The sequence below is a fragment of the Vagococcus intermedius genome, from assembly GCF_029144185.1.
Taxonomy (GTDB): domain Bacteria; phylum Bacillota; class Bacilli; order Lactobacillales; family Vagococcaceae; genus Vagococcus_D; species Vagococcus_D intermedius.
Map to the genome: position 1 here is coordinate 648285 of NZ_CP110232.1, position 20011 is coordinate 668295.

The following is a 20011-nucleotide window of genomic DNA, read 5'->3' on the forward strand; positions in this document are numbered from 1 at the left end:
TGATTATTGATAAAAAATTTTGACACAAGGCATTGTGATTGTTAAACTAAATTAGATAGTGTAAAAATGAATTCTGTATATAGAGTAAGGACATAACAGAGTGAGAAAGAAGGGGTATTTTTGTCGGATTTGTTTATACCAGGGCAAACGATTGGAATTATAGGCGGGGGACATCAGGCACGTCTTTTAACGTTATCAGCGAAGTCAATGGGCTTTCATGTAGGAATACTAGACCCAGATGAATGGTGCTCAGCATCCGAGATAGCTGACTGGCACATCGTAGCAGACACAAACCGCCAATCAGCGTTAATGAATATGGCAGCTAAATGTGATTTATTGACATTTTCGAACGAAAATATTAATACAGAGTTTATTAGTAACATTTCAGATTTCGTCACAATCTCTCAAAGTTTAGAGTTAATTGAAATTTCACAAAATCGGGTGTTTGCACGCTCATTTTTAGAAAATAGTAATATTAATATTGCACCTTATGTATTGATATCAGAGTTTGGAGATATTGAAGATTCAGTAGACGCCATTGGTTTTCCATGTGTATTAAAATCATCCCGTTATATGTGGGAGGGGAGTGCACAACAGTATGTCTTAAACAATATGTCGGATATTCGTAATTGTTTACCACTACTACAGGAAGATACTTGTATCCTTGAAGCGCAAATAACTGATAAAATCGATATTTCAGTTACGATTGTTGGTAATGGGAACGGTGATTATGTCAAATTCCCAGTAGTTGAAACAGTTTATAAAGATGATGGCTCATTTGTAAGAGCGACGGTTCCTGCAAGTATTCCTTCAGAAGTAAGTGAAGAAGCACAGAGAATTGCTGAAGAGTTGGCGATGATTTTAAGTGTTCAAGGGTTACTAACGGTTAATTTGTTTGTTACTTCAAATGGATTGATCTATGTTAACTCGATCTCTAGTGGTCCTCATTGTTCAGGTTATTATTCAATGGAGGCAAGTAACTTATCACAATTTGATGCGCATATTCGGGGCATTGCTGGCTGGAAGCTACCAGATATTTCTTTATACACACCAGCTATTACATTAAATATTGCTGGAAATCAGTCAACTGAAACAATTAGTTGTATTCCTTTTAATAGTAATTGGTATCATCATTATTATGGTAATACAGCAAAAGAACAAGCAGACTCTGTTGGACACGTCACTGTGTTAACTGAGGATGTAGGTGAAGAATTACAAAAAATTAAAAAAACAAGAATATGGGATGACTCATTTTAAAAGGAGAAATTTAAATGATAGAACGTTATACACGACCAGAGATGCAAGCGATTTGGACAGATGACAATCGTTATGATGCTTGGTTAGAAGTTGAAATTTTAGCATCGGAAGCTTGGGCTGAAATGGGGGAAATCCCAGTAGAAGATGTTAAAAAAATTCGTCAAAATGCTTCTTTTGATGTAGCAAGAATTTTAGAGATTGAACAAGAAACACGTCACGATGTTGTCGCTTTTACACGAACTGTCTCAGAGTCATTGGGGAATGAAAGTAAATGGATTCATTATGGTTTAACAAGTACGGATGTTGTTGATACAGCTTACGGTTACTTATTAAAACAAGCAAATGATATTTTACGCAAAGATTTACAACGGTTTACAGATATTATTGGTCAAAAAGCCAAAGAACATAAAAATACAGTTATGATGGGACGAACTCACGGAGTTCATGCAGAGCCAACAACGTTTGGTTTAAAATTAGCTTTGTGGTATTCTGAAATGACACGTAATATTGAGCGTTTTGAACATGCTGCTAAAGGTGTTGAAGCTGGTAAAATTAGTGGCGCAGTTGGAACATTTGCTAATACGCCACCAACAGTGGAGGCTTATGTGTGTGACAAATTAGGAATTCGTGCACAAGATATTTCGACACAAGTTTTACCACGTGATTTACATGCTGAGTATATTTCCGCAATGGCCATTATTGCGACAAGTATTGAAAAATTTGCAACAGAAATTCGCGGGTTACAAAAATCAGAGACACGTGAAGTAGAAGAATTTTTTGCCAAAGGTCAAAAAGGATCATCGGCAATGCCACACAAACGTAATCCGATTGGCTCTGAAAATATGACTGGGTTAGCACGTGTTATTCGCGGTCATGTCTTGACCGCTATGGACAATATGGTACTTTGGCATGAACGTGATATTTCACATTCATCAGCAGAACGAATTATTATTCCAGATACGACTATCTTATTAAATTATATGTTAAATCGTTTTGGCAATCTTATTAAAAACTTAACGGTTTTCCCTGATAACATGAAGCGTAATATGGATGCAACATATGGCTTGATCTATAGCCAACGTGTGTTGTTAAAATTAATTGATAAAGGTATGACAAGAGAAGAAGCTTATGATTTAGTCCAACCTAAGACAGCCTATGCTTGGGATAATCAGACACAATTTCGTCCTCTTCTGGAAGCAGATGAGTCTATTAAAGCTGTCCTAACAGAAGCTGATTTAGATGAAGCTTTTGATTATAATTGGCATATGAAAAATGTTGATACGTTATTTGAACGTGTTGGTTTAGCTTAATTAAAAAGCATCGTTTTCGATGCTTTTTTTCTATAGTTGAATCTGGTGATGATAAAACTCAAGGGGGAGAGTATCAGGATGAAACAAAAAAAAATTGAGAATAGCGTGTATGAGTATTTAAAAAAACAATTAGTAGAAAGACAATTACCAGCACAGTCAAGAGTATTAGAAGAAAAAATCGCTCATGATTTATCTGTGAGCCGTTCGCCTGTTAGAGGAGCTTTTCAGCGTCTAATTGAAGAAGGGTATTTGAAAAAAGAAGCCAATCGAGGAGTCGTTGTCCAACCTATTCCAATGACTAGAAAAGAGTATGTTGATCAGTTAGCTGTTTTTGAATTGTTATTAACGCATTACTTTTTTCAAATGGAAAAAGTGAAACCAAATTTGCCATGGAAAAGTTTAGATAAACATTTAAAAGAGTTAAAAAAAGTCTTGTCTTTAAATCAAACAGATAAAGGATTATTATTAAGTGAAATTATATTTAGAGAATTCTTAGCTGAGCAGACCAATACTTATTATCAAAAAATATTATTAGATATTTTAAATCAAATTATGTTACCAGGTTGTAAAGAAGCTATCACAACAGATTTCAATCCGTTGTCTGTTTTTAAACAATCATTTACTAAAGTTTATGAGTATTTATTGACTGAGGATTACCCGAAAGCACGTCGAGAAATTAGAATATTTGTGAACAGTGTGATGTTAAATGTTGTAGACAAACAAGAGTTATTTGGACTTAAAAAGTATGAAAGTGAGTAGATTAAGTTTATAATAAACCAGTAAGATTAAATAAAGGAGGAATACAAATGAATTATCTTGATTTAGGTGGCAATGATGAATTAAAAGTATCACAAATTGCCTTAGGTTGTATGCGTATGACTAGTTTGTCGGTACCAGAAGCTGCCTCTTTATTAGAAACAGCAGTAATGGAAGGGATTAATTTCTTTGATCATGCGGATATCTATGGAGCTGGAGAATGCGAAAGGATTTTTGGTGAAGCCTTAGTTGAAAGTGGTTTGAAGCGTCAAGATATTTTTATCCAGAGTAAGTGTGGTATTCGTGATGGTTCATTTGATTTTTCTAAAGAACATATTATAGCTTCTGTTGATGGAAGTTTAAAACGTCTAGGAGTTGATTATTTAGATGTTCTAGCTCTGCATCGACCGGATACTCTAGTTGAGCCAGAAGAAGTAGCTGAAGCTTTTGATTTATTAGAGCAAACCGGTAAAGTCCGTCATTTTGGTGTTAGTAATCAAAAACCAATGCAAATTGAGTTATTACAACGCTCTGTCTCACAAAAATTATTAGTTAATCAATTACAATTTGGGGTTATGGCAAGCGGCTTAGTCGATCAGGGGTTTCATGTCAATATGAAAGATACAGCTAGTATCGAACATGACGGCAGTGTCTTAGATTATTCTCGTTTGAATAATATGACAATCCAAGCATGGTCACCGTATCAATATGGTTTCTTTGATGGCGTATTTTTAGGAAATGAAAAATTTCCAGAATTAAATAAAGTAATTGATAGAATTGCTGACAAGTATCAAGTTACGAATACTGGGATTGCCACAGCTTGGATTTCAAGACATCCAGCTAAAATGCAAACGATTTTAGGTACAATGAAAGAAAGTCGCATCAAAGAAGTTAGCCAGGCTTCCGATATTGTCTTAACTCGTGAAGAATGGTATGAAATATACCGTGCAGCAGGTAATATTTTACCGTAGAGTGCTACTGATTTTATTTAATATTTGATTAAAGCTTGACCTGATACGGGTTCCACACTCTATACTAGATAAAAAGCATTAGGGGTGAGTATCATGGAAGGCATAATCTACAGAAATGAGCCCTGGTCAGAAGTGACTGGGGCTTATCGTGTTTTGGTGATTGAACTTGACAATAAAGTGTTGTTATATCATATATTAGATTATGAGTTCATGGTAAGTGTAGCTCTGGAATCATTAAGTCAAGTAGCGTATACCACAAAGTTTATTCAATTCCATTATCAGGGGTATATCTATAGTTTGAGTAGTGAGGATAATGTTTTATTTGATATTTTCTATCACTATCTGAATAGGAATAGAAGTAAGTAAAGGGAGGAAATGTTTGGTGAATATTCGTGATATTGCAAAGTTGACAGGTTGTTCTGTTTCGACAGTTTCAAGAGTGTTGAATAAACATCCTTATGTCTCACCAGAAAAACGTGAAAAAATTTTAAATGTGATTAACGAAGTCAATTATATTCCAAATAGAACAGCTCGAAATTTGAGTTATGGTAAATCCTTAAATATCGGTGTGTTGTTGCCCCAACCGAACAATGATTGTGCTGATGCAATTATTAAAGGTGTGATTAAGGAGGCGTCAAAGGTTGGTTATTTAGTTACTATTTTACCAACTAATTTTGAAAAAGAACAAGAGCAATTTTATTTAGAAGAATTGCTTGCTAAAAATTATGATGGTCTAATTGTTACCTCTAGGGTGCTACCACTTGATTATTTTGAGGAAGTAGCTAAACAAGCTCCCCTTGTTTGTTGTGAAAATACGGGGACGTATGATATTTCGTGTGTTTTTACAGAACGCGAAAAAAGTTATCTAGACTTATTTTCTGAGGCAAAAAAAAAGCAACTATGGCCAATTGGTTTAATATTAAGTCGTGATGAAAAAAGAAGCCCTAGTATGAAAACGGTTTTAAAAGCTTACGTTTCTGTGTTTGGAGAACTTGATGAGGCTTATCTCTATCGTGATGCAGTAACTTATGAAGATGGGCGGTTAGCAGCTACCAAATTTATGACAGCATCTGACCAACCTAAATTAATTTTAGCCAATGACGATACAGTTGCAGCAGGCAGCTATGAGGTCTTTCGAGAGAAACAAAAAGCTATCACAATTGTAGGTCAAGGAAATGAATTAATTAGTAAAGTATTAAACTTTTCAACGATTGATCATTCCTATAAAAAAATAGGACAAGAAGCTTTTAAACACTTATTTCAAGAAGGTCGAAAACAAATAATGTTGGGAAGTAAGTTTATTGAAAGATGAAAAATCATCGGGAGATGATTTTTTTATTTAGGGTAAGTGACCGATACACTAGGGTAACTCAGCCTGAAATCAACTTAAAATCAAGTTTTTTAAGGTATAATATAAAAGAGTGAGGAAGTGGGTAAGGAGGAAGTTTGATGGCAATGATCAATTTATTTATCATGATGATGGAAAGAGTAGGGCTAATTATTTTACTAGCTTTTCTTTTGGTCAATGTTAATTATTTTAAAAAAGTTTTGTTGAGTCGAAATGAATTGAATTCACGTTTACAATTAATTGGTGTTTTTGGTTTGTTTGCAGTTATCTCTAATTTAACGGGGATTGAAATTACAGACAATGAAGTAATATCGACTAGTTTTTTGACAGTTCTATCAGCAGATGCGTCTGTTGCTAACACCAGAACGTTAGCGATTGGTGTTTCAGGTTTGACTGGAGGTCCTTTGGTAGGTCTTGGTGTAGGATTGATTGGCGGACTCCATCGATCGATTCAAGGTGGAACAAGTGGTAGTTTTTATATAATCTCCTCTGTTTTAGTAGGTTACTTATCAGGGTTAGTAGGTGCAAAATTTTCCAAAAAAGCTAGTTTTCCCTCTCCTTTTGAAGCCGCCGGTGTTGGGGCATTGATGGAAGCAACTCAAATGTTATTTGTCTTGTTATTTACAGGTAATGGAATTGAGGAAGGTTGGCGTTTGGTTCAATTTATTTCTTTCCCTATGATTTTACTAAATAGTATTGGAACGTTTATCTTTTTATCTATTATTACAACTACTCTTCAAAGAGAAGAGCAAACTAAGGCAGTACAAACCCATGATGTTTTAGAACTAGCAGCAAAAACATTACCTTATTTTAGAGCAGGCCTTAATGAAGCATCATGCCGTGAGGTGGCGGTGATTATTAAGCGATATACAAAAGTTGCTGCTATTAGTATGACGGATACACATCAAATATTGGCTCATGTTGGTGCGGGTAGTGATCATCATATCCCAGAATTAGAAGTCATTACAGAATTATCAAAAGAAGTGTTAAAAACAGGAAAGTTAAAAATTGCCAGATCCCAAAAGGAGATTGGCTGTAATAATCCTAGTTGTAGTTTGCGTGCAGCGATTGTCATTCCTTTAATGTCCCATGATAAGATGGCGGGGACTTTAAAGATGTATTTTACAGATGCTAATAAACTAACGCACGTTGAAGAACAATTAGCTGAAGGTCTAGGGAATATTTTTTCGAGTCAATTAGAATTAGGTGAAGCTGAGCAACAATCAAGTTTATTAAAAGATGCTGAAATCAAGTCACTACAAGCGCAAGTCAATCCTCACTTTTTCTTTAATGCGATTAATACTATCTCAGCTTTGATGCGTTTAGATGTCGATAAAGCACGAGAATTACTAATCCAACTGAGTACATATTTTAGATCTAATCTACAAGGTGCGAGACACGTTGTCATTACTTTAGAAAAAGAGTTAGAGCACGTTGCGGCATATTTATCTTTAGAGCAAGCTAGATTCCCAGATAAATATGAGGTAGAGTTAGTTATGGTTGAGCCTTTAGAAGAAGCAATGTTGCCACCGTTTGCTTTGCAAATATTGGTAGAAAATGCTATTAAACATGCTTTTGGTTCTCGAAAAACCGCAAACAAAATCATTATGAGTGTTTCTACGCAATTGGATATGTTAGTCATTCAAGTGGCGGATAATGGCCAAGGGATCTCTGAAGAATTATTAGCAAAAGTAGGAAAGGAGTCTGTTATTTCTAAAAAAGGAACGGGTACGGCGTTGGAAAATTTGAATCGTCGTATTCTAAATTTATATGGAAGTAAAGGCTCACTTATTTTTAAAAACAATAGCTCAGGTGGGGCAACCATTACAATTAAAATCCCATTAAGTTTTGACGAAGGAGTAAGGTAAATGAAAGTATTAGTAGTCGATGATGAACCGTTAGCGAGAGCTGAACTTATTTATTTATTAGAAAAGATTGACAGTGTCAGTCAGATACAAGAGGCAGACTCCGTTATTGACGCCATGGAGCGTATTATGGATGATAAACCAGATATTGTCTTTTTAGATATTCACTTAACAGATGAGAGTGGCTTTGATCTAGCTGAAAAATTTACTCAAATGAAAAAACCACCGAAAGTTATCTTTGCCACAGCGTATGATGATTATGCACTTAAGGCTTTTGAAGTCAATGCAGTAGACTATGTCTTAAAGCCGTTTGAAGAAAAAAGAATTAAGCAAGCGCTGGCTAAAATATCTGAAGATCCAGAGTCTGAGAAAGAAGAGTCCAAGATGAAAGGGGAAGGTCTTTCAGTAGCGAGTTTAGCCTTACAAGTGAATGATCGAATTGTTGTGATTAATCCAAAAGAAATTTTATATGCAAGCGTTGATAACGGTGAGTTGACGATTGTTTTAAATAATCAATGTTATGAAATAACGGAAACCCTAAGTTGGTTAGAAAAAAAATTAGCAAGTAATCTATTTTTTAAAACTCATCGTAGCTATTTAGTTAATCTTTTAGCGATAAAAGAAGTGCAACCTTGGTTCAATCACACTTATCAGATTACCTTGCTAAATGGACAGAAAATTCCAGTTAGTCGTTCCTATGTGAAAGAATTGAAGGAGCGTATTGGTCTATAAAGAAGGCAGTCACTTTAAAAAAAGTGACTGCCTTTTTTTGAAGGTATTTCGGCATAGTAAAAGGGCAACTTAGCTGAAATTTTCAACCACTGGAAGAGAAAAGACTCACAACTGAGCGTATCAGACCTATAATAGGTTTATCAAATAACAACACATAAAAAGGAGAGAGTTAACATGTCTAAACAAAAATATTATTCATTTTTAGAGCAAGCATTTGTCTTTGCGGCTATCATGCTATTATCAAATATCATAATCAAATTCTTACCATTTCCAATGCCAGCTTCGGTTATGGGACTTATCTTGTTGTTCATCGCTTTATGTACGAAAGTTGTTAAATTAGAGCAAGTTGAAGGCTTGGGAACAAGTTTAACTGGCTTAATTAGTTTCTTGTTTGTACCATCTGGTATCTCAGTTATTAATTCTCTTGGAATTATGGGTGAGTATGGTGTTCAAATCGTCGCTATCATTATTATTGCAACCGTAATCTTATTAGCTGTTACTGGTTGGAGTGCTAGTGCATTACTTAAATTACGTGACAAACATAGTGGTTCATTAAATAATGTTAAAGAAGCTGTTAAAACATCGACTGTGATGCCTAATAAACAATTAGAAGAGGTGAAATAACATGACTCCATATTTCGGTATTATGATTTCTTTAGTAGCATTTGGAATAGGTTCATTTTTATTCAAAAAGAGTAAAGGGTTCTTCTTATTCACACCTTTGTTTGTGGCAATGGTTTTAGGCGTTGCCTTCTTGAAAGTTGGTAATTTTTCATATGAGGATTATAGTAGTGGTGGAAAAATAATTAGTTTTTTCTTGGAACCAGCAACGATAGCCTTTGCGATTCCTTTATATAAACAACGTGATGTATTGAAAAAATATTGGTTAGAGGTTTTATTAGCAATTGGTGTTGGCTCAGTTGGGTCTGTTGTAGTAGTTTATGGCTTAGCTAAAGTATTTGGTGTTGATCAAGCAATTATGGCTTCACTTTTACCAGAAGCCTCAACTACAGCGATTGCTTTACCTTTATCAGAATCAATTGGTGGTATAACTGCTATTACATCATTTGCTGTTATCTTTAATGCGGTGATTGTTTATGCGCTAGGAAAATTTTTAGTCGAGAAATTCAGAATCAATCATCCAATTGCTAGAGGGTTAGCACTTGGTACCAGCGGACATGCCCTTGGTGTTTCAGTAAGCATTGAAATGGGTGAAGTCGAAGCAGCTATGGCAAGTATTGCGGTTGTAGTTGTGGGTGTCATCACTGTCGTGGTTGTCCCAATTTTTGCAACATTTGTTGGTTTATAAAAGTCGGTAACAGGTTTACTAGTCAACTCCGTATTGAGTTGGCTAGTTTTTTTCTCAGCAATGACAGAAAAAGAGCCACCCTTAGGGGTTGGCTCTTTTATTGATAATCATGAATGGATGAAAAAGAAACGATGAGACGTTTATTTAACTCAGCCACACGTTCACTATCGATAGTTTCGGTCTGGGTTACACTTATTAATGCAGAAGAATCATATGTTTTTTCAACAGTTCCTTGAAAGGGAGCTTGTAAAAGAGGGCTCGAGCATTCATAAGTTTCACCTATTGAGATTAAATCAGCTTTCATTTGATCACACCTACTATTTCTTTTATGACATATTATTTCCTTTTGTATATTTTATAGTCTCATCTTACGCTATTTGTGGGATAATTTCAATCTGATTTTTTAATAAAGTAACATTAAAAGGACAAAAAAAGCAAAAATGGCATTTTTTGACGCCGTTTTCACAAAAAAACGTTCGCGTTTTGGTTATGATACAAAAAAATAATTAATTGAACTTAAAATCCTTTTGAGTCTATTTTTATGGTTAAAAGTCAAACGTTTTATAATAAAAGCTATTAATTGATAGTTGTTCTAAAGAAGGAACTAAAATAAAATTATGAGAATATTACTTAAGACTTGATTTATCTACTCAAAAGAGGTAAATTAGTTCTGTAAGCAAACAAAAAACTTTAAAATCGCTTTTAATGTTCGTGTTTTAGCGTGAAGGAGACTTATTTTGAAAATTTTTGATTATGAAGACATCCAATTAATACCAAACAAGTGTATTGTATCAAGTCGTTCAGAGTGTGATACTAGAGTAACTCTGGGAAATCATCAGTTTAAAATGCCTGTAGTACCAGCAAATATGCAAACAATCGTTGATGAGAAACTTGCTATCTGGTTAGCAGAACAAGGTTACTTTTATATCATGCATCGTTTTGAACCGAATAGACGCGCAACTTTTATTAAAGAGATGAGTGACAAGAATTTAATATCATCGATCAGTGTCGGTGTCAAAAAAGAAGAATATTGCTTTGTAACGGAGTTGGCTGCAAATGATTTGGTGCCAGATTATGTCACGATTGATATTGCTCATGGGCACGCCAATTCTGTTATTGAAATGATTCAACATATCAAAAAAGAACTACCGACAACTTTTGTCATTGCAGGAAACGTCGGGACACCAGAAGCGGTACGAGAGTTAGAAAATGCTGGTGCAGATGCTACAAAGGTTGGAATAGGCCCGGGTAAAGTTTGTATTACCAAATTGAAGACTGGTTTTGGAACAGGCGGTTGGCAATTAGCAGCAGTTCATCATTGTAGTAAAGCAGCTCGTAAACCGTTGATTGCAGATGGCGGTATTAGAACACATGGCGATATTGCCAAATCATTACGATTTGGTGCAACGATGGTAATGATAGGCTCATTATTTGCAGGACATGATGAATCGCCAGGTGAGTTGATTGAAGAAGATGGCGTGAAAATGAAAGAATATTTTGGAAGTGCTTCAGAGTATCAAAAAGGCGAACGTAAAAATGTTGAAGGTAAGAAGATGTTGTTACCTTATAAAGGTTCTTTAGCCGATACTTTAAAAGAAATGGAGCAAGATTTACAATCTGCTATTTCATACGCCGGCGGTACAGACATTGAAGCCATACGAAAAGTTGACTATGTCATTGTCAAAAATTCTATTTTTAATGGTGACCGTATATAGCAAAAAGCCTCCATTTGGAGGCTTTTTAATTTGGTTTGTGGTAGAAATTATGAACCAATTTTTTCAAGGGATAGTAGGCTAAGCTTACGATAATAATCGTTGAAATAACATTGACTACTGTAGCCGGTAAAGACATGATCGCACTTGGAATAGCTAGTTTAAAATCTGTTCCAAGAAACAGTAGTTGAACGGTATTTTTTAAGAAAGTCATGACAAGTTTAGTGATACCAGCAGCAAGGGCCACAATAATTATTTTATAGGAATGATCGTCTTTTTTATTAAATAAACTAAAAGTTATACTAGCGATGCCTCCAACGATAAAACTTTCTAAAATAAAATAAGGAGCTTCAATAGCAAAACCATTCAGTATGTCAAAAATGGCAAAGCCCATACCGCCAGCCAAGGCGCCCTTTTTAAAGCCAATTAAGAGGACAGCTAAAAGTAACATAGCATTGCCTAAATGAATAAAAGGAGCACCTAAAGGACTTGGTACAGGTATTCGAATCATGGTTCCAATGAAAGTCATGGTTGCAAAAAGAGCTGTGATGATAATATCAGCAGTCGTTAGTTTTTTTTGGGACATAAGGACCTCTTTCTACTAAACTAAAGGCATGCGTTTATCAGCTTGGTTATAAGCACCATGCCAAACATGCCCTAAATAAGGATTTATTTCTAAACCATGCTTAATGCTAGCAGCTACAAATTTTTTCGCTAAGATTACGGCATCTTTAACAGAGTAACCTTTTGCTAAACCAGCTGTAATAGCAGCAGCGAAAGTGCATCCAGCTCCATGGTTAAAATCAGTATCGTATTTTTCATTGTTCAAGTAGGTAAATGCTTGTCCGTCATAAAATAAATCAAGAGCATCTTGACCAGCTAAGCGTTTGCCTCCTTTGATGACAACATTTTTAACTCCTAAGTTCATGATTTTTTTAGCGGCTGCTTCCATATCAGAGACCGACTTTAATTCTCCAAGACCAGATAGGATGCCGGCTTCTATTAAGTTTGGTGTAGTGATAGTAGCAACTGGTAAAAGTAATTCTGTCATTAAGGCGACATTTTCAGGTTGTAATAAATCGCTCGTTCCTTTGCAGGCCATTACTGGGTCGATGACGACATTTTGTTGCTTGAATGCTTCAATATAGCGACGGGTAAGACGAATTGTTTCTAACTCACCAAGCATCCCGGTTTTTAGAGCAGCTAAAGGTGCTCCGGCGTAAATTGTTTTTAATTCAGCTTCGACAATGTCAGCCTGAAGAGAAGTGACCGTGTGTGACCAACCTTCATCTGGATTCATTGTTACTAAACTCGTGATGGCAGAAAAACCAAAGACGCCATATTCTTGAAATGTTTTTAGATCAGCTTGGATGCCAGCCCCACCGCTAGAATCTGAACCTGCAATTGTTATTACTTTTGGAATCATGTAAATCCCCTCCAGTTATTAGTTTTGTTAAGACTATCATACATGCTAGTTATTTTGACAAAAAGAGCCAATTGGGTTATTTTTAACTCATCCAATTTACAGAAAGGGCAAAGTGATATGTGGCAATTACCGAAAAGCAAAACAAAACCGATTTATCAAGAAATTGTGAATTTGATTTTAAGTGAAATTGAAAAAGGGAACTTATCGCCAGGTGATCGGCTCCCTGCTGAAAGAAGATTAGCAGAATTATTAAAAGTAAATCGTTCAACTGTCGTTCATGCCCTTGATGAACTAGTCGCAATGGGGATGGTCATTAGAAAAAGAGGAAGCGGCACGATTATCAATGACGGAAAATGGGGGATTTACATGGGTGGACCAACTAACTGGCGTAGTTACTTATCTGGTAGCCCATTTGAAAAAGAAGATTCATATGTCACTTTAGTGCGAGAAAAATTAGTGAAACAAGAAGAAGTCATCAATGCTTATAGTGGAGAATTGCCTTTATCCTTGGTTCCAGATTTAGATTTACCTATGACTTCTTGGAATGACTTTTTAATTCAAGATAGACAGCAAGATAGTTTGGGATACATTCCTTTACGCCAGAGGATTTGTCAGCAGTTGGCAGAAGAACATCATCTTATTATTTCTTCAGATGAACTGCTTTTAACTTCAGGAGCACAACAAGCTTTATTTTTATTAATCCAAGTTCTGTTACAATCAGGCGATGCGATTGCGATAGAAATGCCTTCAACGTTTTATTCATTATCGATATTTCAAGCCGCTGGTGTGAGATTATATGGTGTCCCCATGGATAAAGAAGGCTTGAGAGTTGATTTATTAGAGGAAGTTATTTTAAAGCATAAAATTAAAATGATAGTGGTCAATCCTAATTTTCAAAATCCTACAGGAACGACCTTATCAGAAAAGCGAAGGCGTCAATTAGTTGTTCTTGCCCGACGTTATCAATTACCGATTGTAGAAGATGATGTGTTTGGAGAGCTTTATTTTTCGGAAGATAAGCAAGTGCCCTTATTAAAAGAATTAGATCCAGATAATGTTATTTATATAGGATCGCTTTCTAAAATATTGGGTTCTACGACTAAGATTGGCTGGTTGAGTGCACCTAAAAAAGTGTTAGAAAATATTGTAACAGTTCGTCAAGAATTAGATTTAAGCTTGAGTATTTTCCCGCAAGTCTTAGCTAGTTACGCCATAGATAATCCAGACTATTCCAACCATTTAACTGAGCTAAGAAAGACTTTGAAAAAACGTTGTGAAGCATTGATGTTCTATATCGATCAAGAGTTAAAAGATTCAGTAAGTTATTATACACCGAGTGGGGGATACTATTTATGGTTAACTTGTCAGACTAAGCCGCTTACAAGAAGAGATTTTTTACTATTGTTAGAACAAGATGTTATTGTCACACCAGGCTTTATACTAGGAACAGAAGGGACGAGTATGCGGATTAATTTTGCCAGATTAACGCCACAAGAATCTGAAAAATTAGTAGCTAAGTTAAAGGGGATTATGTTATTAAATTAACACCGCTTAGGGATTCTGTTTGACAGGAAGTGGCTTAAGGTTTACAATGGGTTCGAATCAAAAACAATAAATACCAATCTGTTAGGTGAGGCTCCTATATTGGAAATACGCTGCTGCTCAAAAATGTCGAGAGACGCCAATGAGTCAACTGGAATTGTCGAAGAAGGCTTTTCCTAATGTAGCTGACAAATTTTTTGTCTAAGCCATATAGTGCTAAAACTCGACGATGAGATTAAGTATGATGCTATCAAAAAAGTCAACGTTTAGACGTTTATTTGTGTGCACTTCTCATAGTCGAGAAGTGCTTTTTTGTTACCTGAAGGTAGATAAGTATGACGTGATTGTTTAGTCTGATGAGTAGAAAGGGTGAGGAAGATGGAAATTAGTAAGGTAAATGAAAAAAGCGAACCAGGAAGTAGTCGACAGCGAAGAATCATCGCCAACCTATTTCACGTACCCTCACAGTTACTCCTATTAGATGTAAAGATTGTTCATTAGGATTGGTTGTTCTGGTTGAGGTGTTTCTTCGCAACTAAGAAAAGCGAGGAGAATTTGATGATGAAACAAACTAAAAAAACACTTAATACTACTATGAGTCGGCAAGAAATAAAAGACTCTGAATTAAAAAAATTAGCAGCCTTATCAGAAAGAGAGTTGATGAGTGAATTTAGAACATCACCCCAAGGGCTGTCTAAACGAGATGCCGCGGAACGTTTAGAGGAGTATGGGCCAAATGAGATTGCGGCAGAAAGTCCAATACCAGCGTGGCGGTTATTATTAAAAGCATTTCAAGATCCTTTTGTCTATGTTTTGACCCTTTTATTGATTGTCTCAGCCATTACTGGGGATTATGAAGCAGCAATTATTATGGGAATTATGATTTTATGTAGTGCACTTATTCAATTTATTCAAAGTTATCGGTCGCAAAAAGCTAGCTTTGCTTTAAAAGAAATGATAGAAAATACCTGTGCTATCATGCGTGATGGAGTTACCGAAGAACTGCCAATGGATGAAGTTGTACCAGGGGATATCGTCTCACTCTCAACAGGAGACATGATACCAGCTGATGCTGTTTTGATTTGGACAAATGATTTATTTGTAAACCAATCTTCTTTGACTGGAGAATCTATGCCAGTTGAAAAATTTATTGATGCAGGAATTGATCAAAAGCAAGCAAAGAGCGACAATATTACAGCTCTTGATATGGAAGACTTAGTCTTTATGGGGACGGATGTTTTAAGCGGTCAAGGAAAAGCGATTATTTTAAGAACTGGAGAAGCGACCTTTTTCGGTGATATAGCTAAAAAAGCGACCACTCAAAGGGGAGATACGGCTTTTGAAATAGGTATGACGAAGGTAAGTAAATTACTACTTAGAATGGTCGCTATTTTGTTCCCTGTCGTATTATTATTGAATGGCTTTACTAAAGGCGATTGGAGTCAAGCGTTCTTTTTTGCAATTGCTGTAGCTGTGGGGTTAACCCCTGAAATGTTACCGATGATTGTGACAAGTAACTTGGCTAAAGGTGCACTGGCGCTTTCAAAGAAAAAAGTGATTGTCAAAGAACTAGGCGCTATCCAGAATCTAGGAAGTATGGATATTCTATGTACGGATAAAACAGGGACTATTACGGAAGATGAAGTGGTATTAGTCGAACACGTCAACCCACTAGGGATTAAGGATGATTTGGTTCTTAATATGGCCTACTTGAATTCTAAATATCAAACTGGTTGGAAGAATTTAATTGATCATGCGGTTATTAATTATTATAACGAAACACAAGGAAACGCGGAACAAGTGATTAACAAAATTGATGAAATTCCTTTTGATTTTACACGACGTCGTTTAACGGTAGCGGTTGAAGTTGATCAACATCATTTAATGGTAACAAAAGGTGCGGTTGAAGAAATGGCTGATATTTGCACGCATGCTGAAATTGCAGGTGAGATAGTCGCTTTGACACCTGACTTACAAGCTAAAATGGCGCAAGTTAACCGTAAAATGAATGAAGACGGTATGCGAGTAATCGCTGTTGCTTATCGCCGAGATGTTTATACGGAACCTGTTTATAGTATTGAAGACGAAAAAGAAATGATTTTAATAGGGTTTGTTGGATTTTTAGATCCGGCAAAAGTGTCGGCTATTCCAGCAATTGCTTCCTTACATGAACACGGGGTTAATGTTAAAGTGCTAACAGGTGATAATGAGATTGTTGCTAAAAAAGTTTGTCAAGATGTTGGTATTACAGTAGCTGATATTTTGGTAGGACATGAGATTGAAAAGATGACAGACGAGATGTTAAGAAAGCAAGTGTTATCTGTTAATTTATTTGCTAAATTATCTCCAATTCAAAAATCACGAATCATCAGTTTATTACAAATGGAGGGTCATACTGTTGGTTTTATGGGAGATGGAATTAATGATGCGCCAGCTTTAAGAAAAGCGGATGTGGGTATTTCTGTTGACACAGCAGCTGATATTACAAAAGATGCCAGTTCGATTATTTTATTAGAAAAAAGTTTAACTGTATTAGAGGACGGTATAATAGAAGGAAGAAAAGTTTTTTGTAATATGATGAAGTACATAAAAATTACTATCAGTTCTAATTTTGGGAATGTTTTTTCAGTATTAGTCGCAAGTGCCTTCCTACCATTTTTACCAATGTTATCCTTGCAACTTTTAGTTCAAAATCTAGTTTATGATATTTCTCAACTTACGACACCTTGGGATAATGTCGATGAAGAAGATATTGAAAAACCAGTTAAATGGGGGACAGAGGGGCTTTTGAAGTTTACTTTATGTATTGGACCTGTCAGTAGTATTTTTGATATTTTAACGTATTGTCTAATGTGGTTTGTTTTTGGTGCCAATACAGTAGCTGATCAAGGTATTTTCCAAGCAGGGTGGTTCTTAGTAGGATTAACAACACAAACATTAGTTGTTCATATTGTAAGAACTAAAAAAATACCGTTTATCCAAAGTCAAGCAAGTGTGGCTTTAACATTATCGAGTATTGTTGTTGTTTTGATTGGACTTGGAATTATTTTAACGCCAGCACGGAATGTTTTTGGCTTTGAAAGCTTGCCTAATGCTTATTGGCCATGGTTTGTAGTCATCATTGTTAGTTATATGGTAGCAACTCAATTGGCAAAAAGAATATATATCAAAATAAACAAAGAATGGATATAAAAAAAATTTTTTTTAAGCAAGTCTTAAGTAAAAAATTCACTAATTAATACAGTGTTTTTAATATATCTGATAAAAAGAACCGCTTCCTTTTGTTAAAATAAAGGGAAGTGGTTCTTTTTTTTTTTGAGAATAACCTATCAATAGCAATATTTATCTCATGATTAGCTGCTAAAAAGTTGCTAAAAAGCGGTTTAGTCCTCTATAATAAAAGTGTTATATAACACTTTTTTGTATTAAGTATGACAGAGTAGGACAGGGAGCGTAAGAGGATAAAAGTTTAAAAAGTAACCGTTTAACCATTAGTGATTTTATTCACTATCTATAACAGAAAAGCAATCTGTAACAGTTTCTGTTCTGTCAAAAGAGTAAGCCTATTACTTGCAATAGTCTTAATAGCATGGTAAATTAAGAATGTAAACACAGACAAAACTAATACAGTTTTTCAGTTCTGTTTAAAACAAAACATTAATCAATGTAAAAGAGAGGATTGTGTAACAATGGCGACTAAAAAAAATAGCGCAGTTGATTTTGAAGCATTTTTAGAAAACATTCATGCTGACTTTCCAACGTATCAAGTTTTAGATGAGGATGGAAATGTTACAAACCCAGATTTAATGCCTGATTTATCTGATGAGGAATTAGTTGAACTTATGAGTAATATGGTTTGGGCTCGTGTCCTAGATCAACGTTCAACAGCATTAAACCGTCAAGGACGTTTAGGTTTCTATGCGCCAACTGCTGGACAAGAAGCTAGTCAATTAGGTTCACAATTTGCAATGGATAAAGAAGATTACTTATTACCAGGTTACCGTGATGTGCCTCAATTAATTAAACAAGGTTTGCCATTAAAAGAAGCTTTCTTATGGTCACGTGGTCACGTAGCTGGTAACTACTACCCAGATACATTAAACGCTCTTCCACCACAAATTATTATCGGAGCACAATATGTTCAAGCTGCCGGTGTATCATTAGGCCTTAAAAAACGTGGAAAAGACAATGTTGTCTTCACTTATACTGGTGATGGTGGTTCTTCACAAGGAGATTTCTATGAAGGTATTAACTTTGCAGGAGCTTACAAAGGAAACGCTGTATTCTTCATTCAAAATAATGGTTTCGCGATTTCTACACCACGTGAAAAACAAACAGCTGCTACTACATTAGCTCAAAAAGCTGTTGCTGCCGGAATTCCAGGTATTCAAGTAGATGGTATGGATGCTTTAGCTGTTTATGCTATTACTAAAAAAGCAAGAGAATGGTCAATTGCAGGAAATGGTCCTGTTTTAATTGAAACATTAACTTACCGTTATGGTCCACATACATTATCAGGTGATGATCCAACTCGTTACCGTTCTAAAGAAGAAGATACTATTTGGGAAAAACGTGATCCATTAAAACGTTTACGTATCTACTTAACAAACAAAGGGTTATGGTCAGAAGAAAAAGAAGAGGCTGTAATCGAAGCAACTAAAGAAGAAATCAAAACAGCTATTAAAGAAGCTGATGCAGCTCCTAAACAAAAAGTTTCTGATTTCTTGAAAAATATGTTTGAAGTTTCTCCACAAAGCATTAAAGAACAAATCGAAATCTATGAAGCAAAGGAGTCTAAATAATCATGGCACAAAAAACAATGATCCAAGCCATTACAGATGCGCTTGCTGTTGAATTAGAAAAAGATCCTAATGTCCTAATCTTTGGTGAAGATGTTGGTAATAATGGTGGGGTATTCCGTGCAACTGAAGGCTTACAAGCTAAGTTCGGTGAAGACCGTGTAATGGATGCACCGCTTGCTGAATCAGGTATCGGTGGTATGGCTTTCGGTTTAGCTTTAGAAGGTTACCGTCCTGTTCCTGAAATCCAATTCTTCGGATTTATCTTCGAAGTAATGGATGAAGTTGTAGCTCAAATGGCTCGTACTCGTTACCGTATGGGTGGCACTCGTCATATGCCAATTACAATTCGCGCACCTTTCGGTGGTGGTGTTCATACACCAGAATTACATGCTGATAACTTGGAAGGACTTATTGCTCAATCACCAGGTATTCGTGTAGTTATTCCATCAAACCCATATGATGCTAAAGGGTTACTAATTTCTGCTATTCGTGACAACGATCCAGTTGTTTTCTTAGAACACATGAAATTATACCGTTCATTCCGTGAAGAAGTTCCAGAAGGTGAATACACTGTTCCTTTAGATAAAGCGGCAGTTACGCGCGAAGGTAAAGACGTTTCAGTGATTACTTATGGTGCTATGGTTCGTGAAGCAATCAAAGCAGCTGAAAAATTAGAAGCTGAAGGAATCTCAGTTGAAATTATCGACTTACGTACAGTAGCGCCTCTAGATGTTGAAACAATTATCGCTTCAGTTGAAAAAACTGGTCGCGTTGTGGTTGTTCAAGAAGCTCAAAGACAAGCTGGTGTTGCAGCACAAGTCGTTTCAGAAATTTCAGAACGTGCAGTTCTTTCATTAGAAGCTCCTATCGGACGTGTATCTGCTCCAGATACTATTTTCCCATTCGGTCAAGCTGAAAACGTTTGGTTACCAAATGCGTCAGATATCGAAGCTAAAGTTAAAGAAGTATACGAATTCTAAG

The 20011-nt window shown here is 35.7% G+C and carries 17 protein-coding genes and 1 riboswitch; of the genes, 14 read left to right on the top strand and 3 right to left on the bottom strand.

Annotation, left to right across the window (positions count from 1 at the left end; genetic code table 11):
* Positions 1–120: 120 nt before the first annotated feature.
* From OL234_RS02975 to lrgB, 9 genes are all read left to right on the top strand, one after another.
* Positions 121–1257, top strand: coding sequence for an ATP-grasp domain-containing protein (locus tag OL234_RS02975; protein ID WP_275469690.1), 1137 nt, complete (start codon positions 121–123; stop codon positions 1255–1257).
* 14 nt (positions 1258–1271) lie between these two features.
* A complete protein-coding gene (gene purB, locus OL234_RS02980) occupies positions 1272–2567 on the top strand; it encodes an adenylosuccinate lyase (RefSeq protein ID WP_275469691.1) in 1296 nt (431 codons plus the stop codon).
* Between the two features lie 78 nt (positions 2568–2645).
* Positions 2646–3326 carry a GntR family transcriptional regulator gene (locus tag OL234_RS02985; RefSeq protein WP_275469692.1) on the top strand — a complete coding sequence of 227 codons (681 nt, stop codon included), beginning with the start codon at positions 2646–2648 and terminating at the stop codon, positions 3324–3326.
* 47 nt (positions 3327–3373) lie between these two features.
* Positions 3374–4294: an aldo/keto reductase gene (locus OL234_RS02990; RefSeq protein ID WP_275469693.1), complete on the top strand. Its 921-nt coding sequence runs from the start codon at positions 3374–3376 to the stop codon at positions 4292–4294.
* Between the two features lie 382 nt (positions 4295–4676).
* A complete protein-coding gene (locus OL234_RS02995; protein ID WP_275469694.1) occupies positions 4677–5606 on the top strand; it encodes a LacI family DNA-binding transcriptional regulator in 930 nt (309 codons plus the stop codon).
* Positions 5607–5749: 143 nt separating this feature from the next.
* Positions 5750–7510: a sensor histidine kinase gene (locus OL234_RS03000; protein WP_275470103.1), complete on the top strand. Its 1761-nt coding sequence runs from the start codon at positions 5750–5752 to the stop codon at positions 7508–7510.
* Positions 7511–8239, top strand: a complete 729-nt coding sequence (locus OL234_RS03005; RefSeq protein ID WP_275469695.1) for a LytTR family transcriptional regulator DNA-binding domain-containing protein — start codon at positions 7511–7513, stop codon at positions 8237–8239.
* A 174-nt stretch (positions 8240–8413) separates the two neighbouring features.
* Positions 8414–8863, top strand: a complete 450-nt coding sequence (gene lrgA / locus OL234_RS03010; protein WP_275469696.1) for an antiholin-like murein hydrolase modulator LrgA — start codon at positions 8414–8416, stop codon at positions 8861–8863.
* Between the two features lies 1 nt (position 8864).
* Positions 8865–9548, top strand: coding sequence for an antiholin-like protein LrgB (gene lrgB / locus OL234_RS03015; protein ID WP_275469697.1), 684 nt, complete (start codon positions 8865–8867; stop codon positions 9546–9548).
* A 97-nt stretch (positions 9549–9645) separates the two neighbouring features.
* Here lrgB and OL234_RS03020 read toward each other — a convergent pair whose 3' ends face one another.
* Positions 9646–9852: a hypothetical protein gene (locus OL234_RS03020; protein WP_275469698.1), complete on the bottom strand. Its 207-nt coding sequence runs from the start codon at positions 9850–9852 to the stop codon at positions 9646–9648.
* 433 nt (positions 9853–10285) lie between these two features.
* On the opposite strand from OL234_RS03020, the gene guaC reads away from it, so the two are divergent.
* The gene (gene guaC / locus OL234_RS03025) at positions 10286–11263 is read left to right on the top strand and encodes a GMP reductase (protein ID WP_275469699.1); all 978 of its coding nucleotides are present in this window, start codon (positions 10286–10288) and stop codon (positions 11261–11263) included.
* Between the two features lie 25 nt (positions 11264–11288).
* Here guaC and OL234_RS03030 read toward each other — a convergent pair whose 3' ends face one another.
* Together OL234_RS03030 and thiD are read right to left on the bottom strand one after the other, a co-directional pair.
* Complete coding sequence (locus OL234_RS03030) at positions 11289–11846, bottom strand: ECF transporter S component (protein WP_275469700.1); 558 nt, start codon at positions 11844–11846, stop codon at positions 11289–11291.
* A gap of 15 nt (positions 11847–11861) precedes the next feature.
* Positions 11862–12686, bottom strand: coding sequence for a bifunctional hydroxymethylpyrimidine kinase/phosphomethylpyrimidine kinase (gene thiD / locus OL234_RS03035; RefSeq protein ID WP_275469701.1), 825 nt, complete (start codon positions 12684–12686; stop codon positions 11862–11864).
* 117 nt (positions 12687–12803) lie between these two features.
* Between thiD and OL234_RS03040 the strand changes: the two genes are divergently transcribed.
* The 4 genes from OL234_RS03040 (at position 12804) to OL234_RS03055 (ending at position 20010) form a co-directional block, all read left to right on the top strand.
* The gene (locus OL234_RS03040) at positions 12804–14231 is read left to right on the top strand and encodes an aminotransferase-like domain-containing protein (RefSeq protein WP_275469702.1); all 1428 of its coding nucleotides are present in this window, start codon (positions 12804–12806) and stop codon (positions 14229–14231) included.
* 70 nt (positions 14232–14301) lie between these two features.
* A riboswitch (M-box (ykoK) riboswitch) is annotated at positions 14302–14470 on the top strand.
* Between the two features lie 319 nt (positions 14471–14789).
* Positions 14790–17420 carry a magnesium-translocating P-type ATPase gene (gene mgtA, locus OL234_RS03045; RefSeq protein ID WP_275469703.1) on the top strand — a complete coding sequence of 877 codons (2631 nt, stop codon included), beginning with the start codon at positions 14790–14792 and terminating at the stop codon, positions 17418–17420.
* A 497-nt stretch (positions 17421–17917) separates the two neighbouring features.
* Positions 17918–19030, top strand: a complete 1113-nt coding sequence (gene pdhA, locus OL234_RS03050) for a pyruvate dehydrogenase (acetyl-transferring) E1 component subunit alpha (protein WP_275469704.1) — start codon at positions 17918–17920, stop codon at positions 19028–19030.
* A 2-nt stretch (positions 19031–19032) separates the two neighbouring features.
* Positions 19033–20010 (top strand): alpha-ketoacid dehydrogenase subunit beta, encoded by a 978-nt coding sequence (locus OL234_RS03055; protein WP_275469705.1) that lies wholly within the window; start codon positions 19033–19035, stop codon positions 20008–20010.
* Position 20011: the final 1 nt, after the last annotated feature.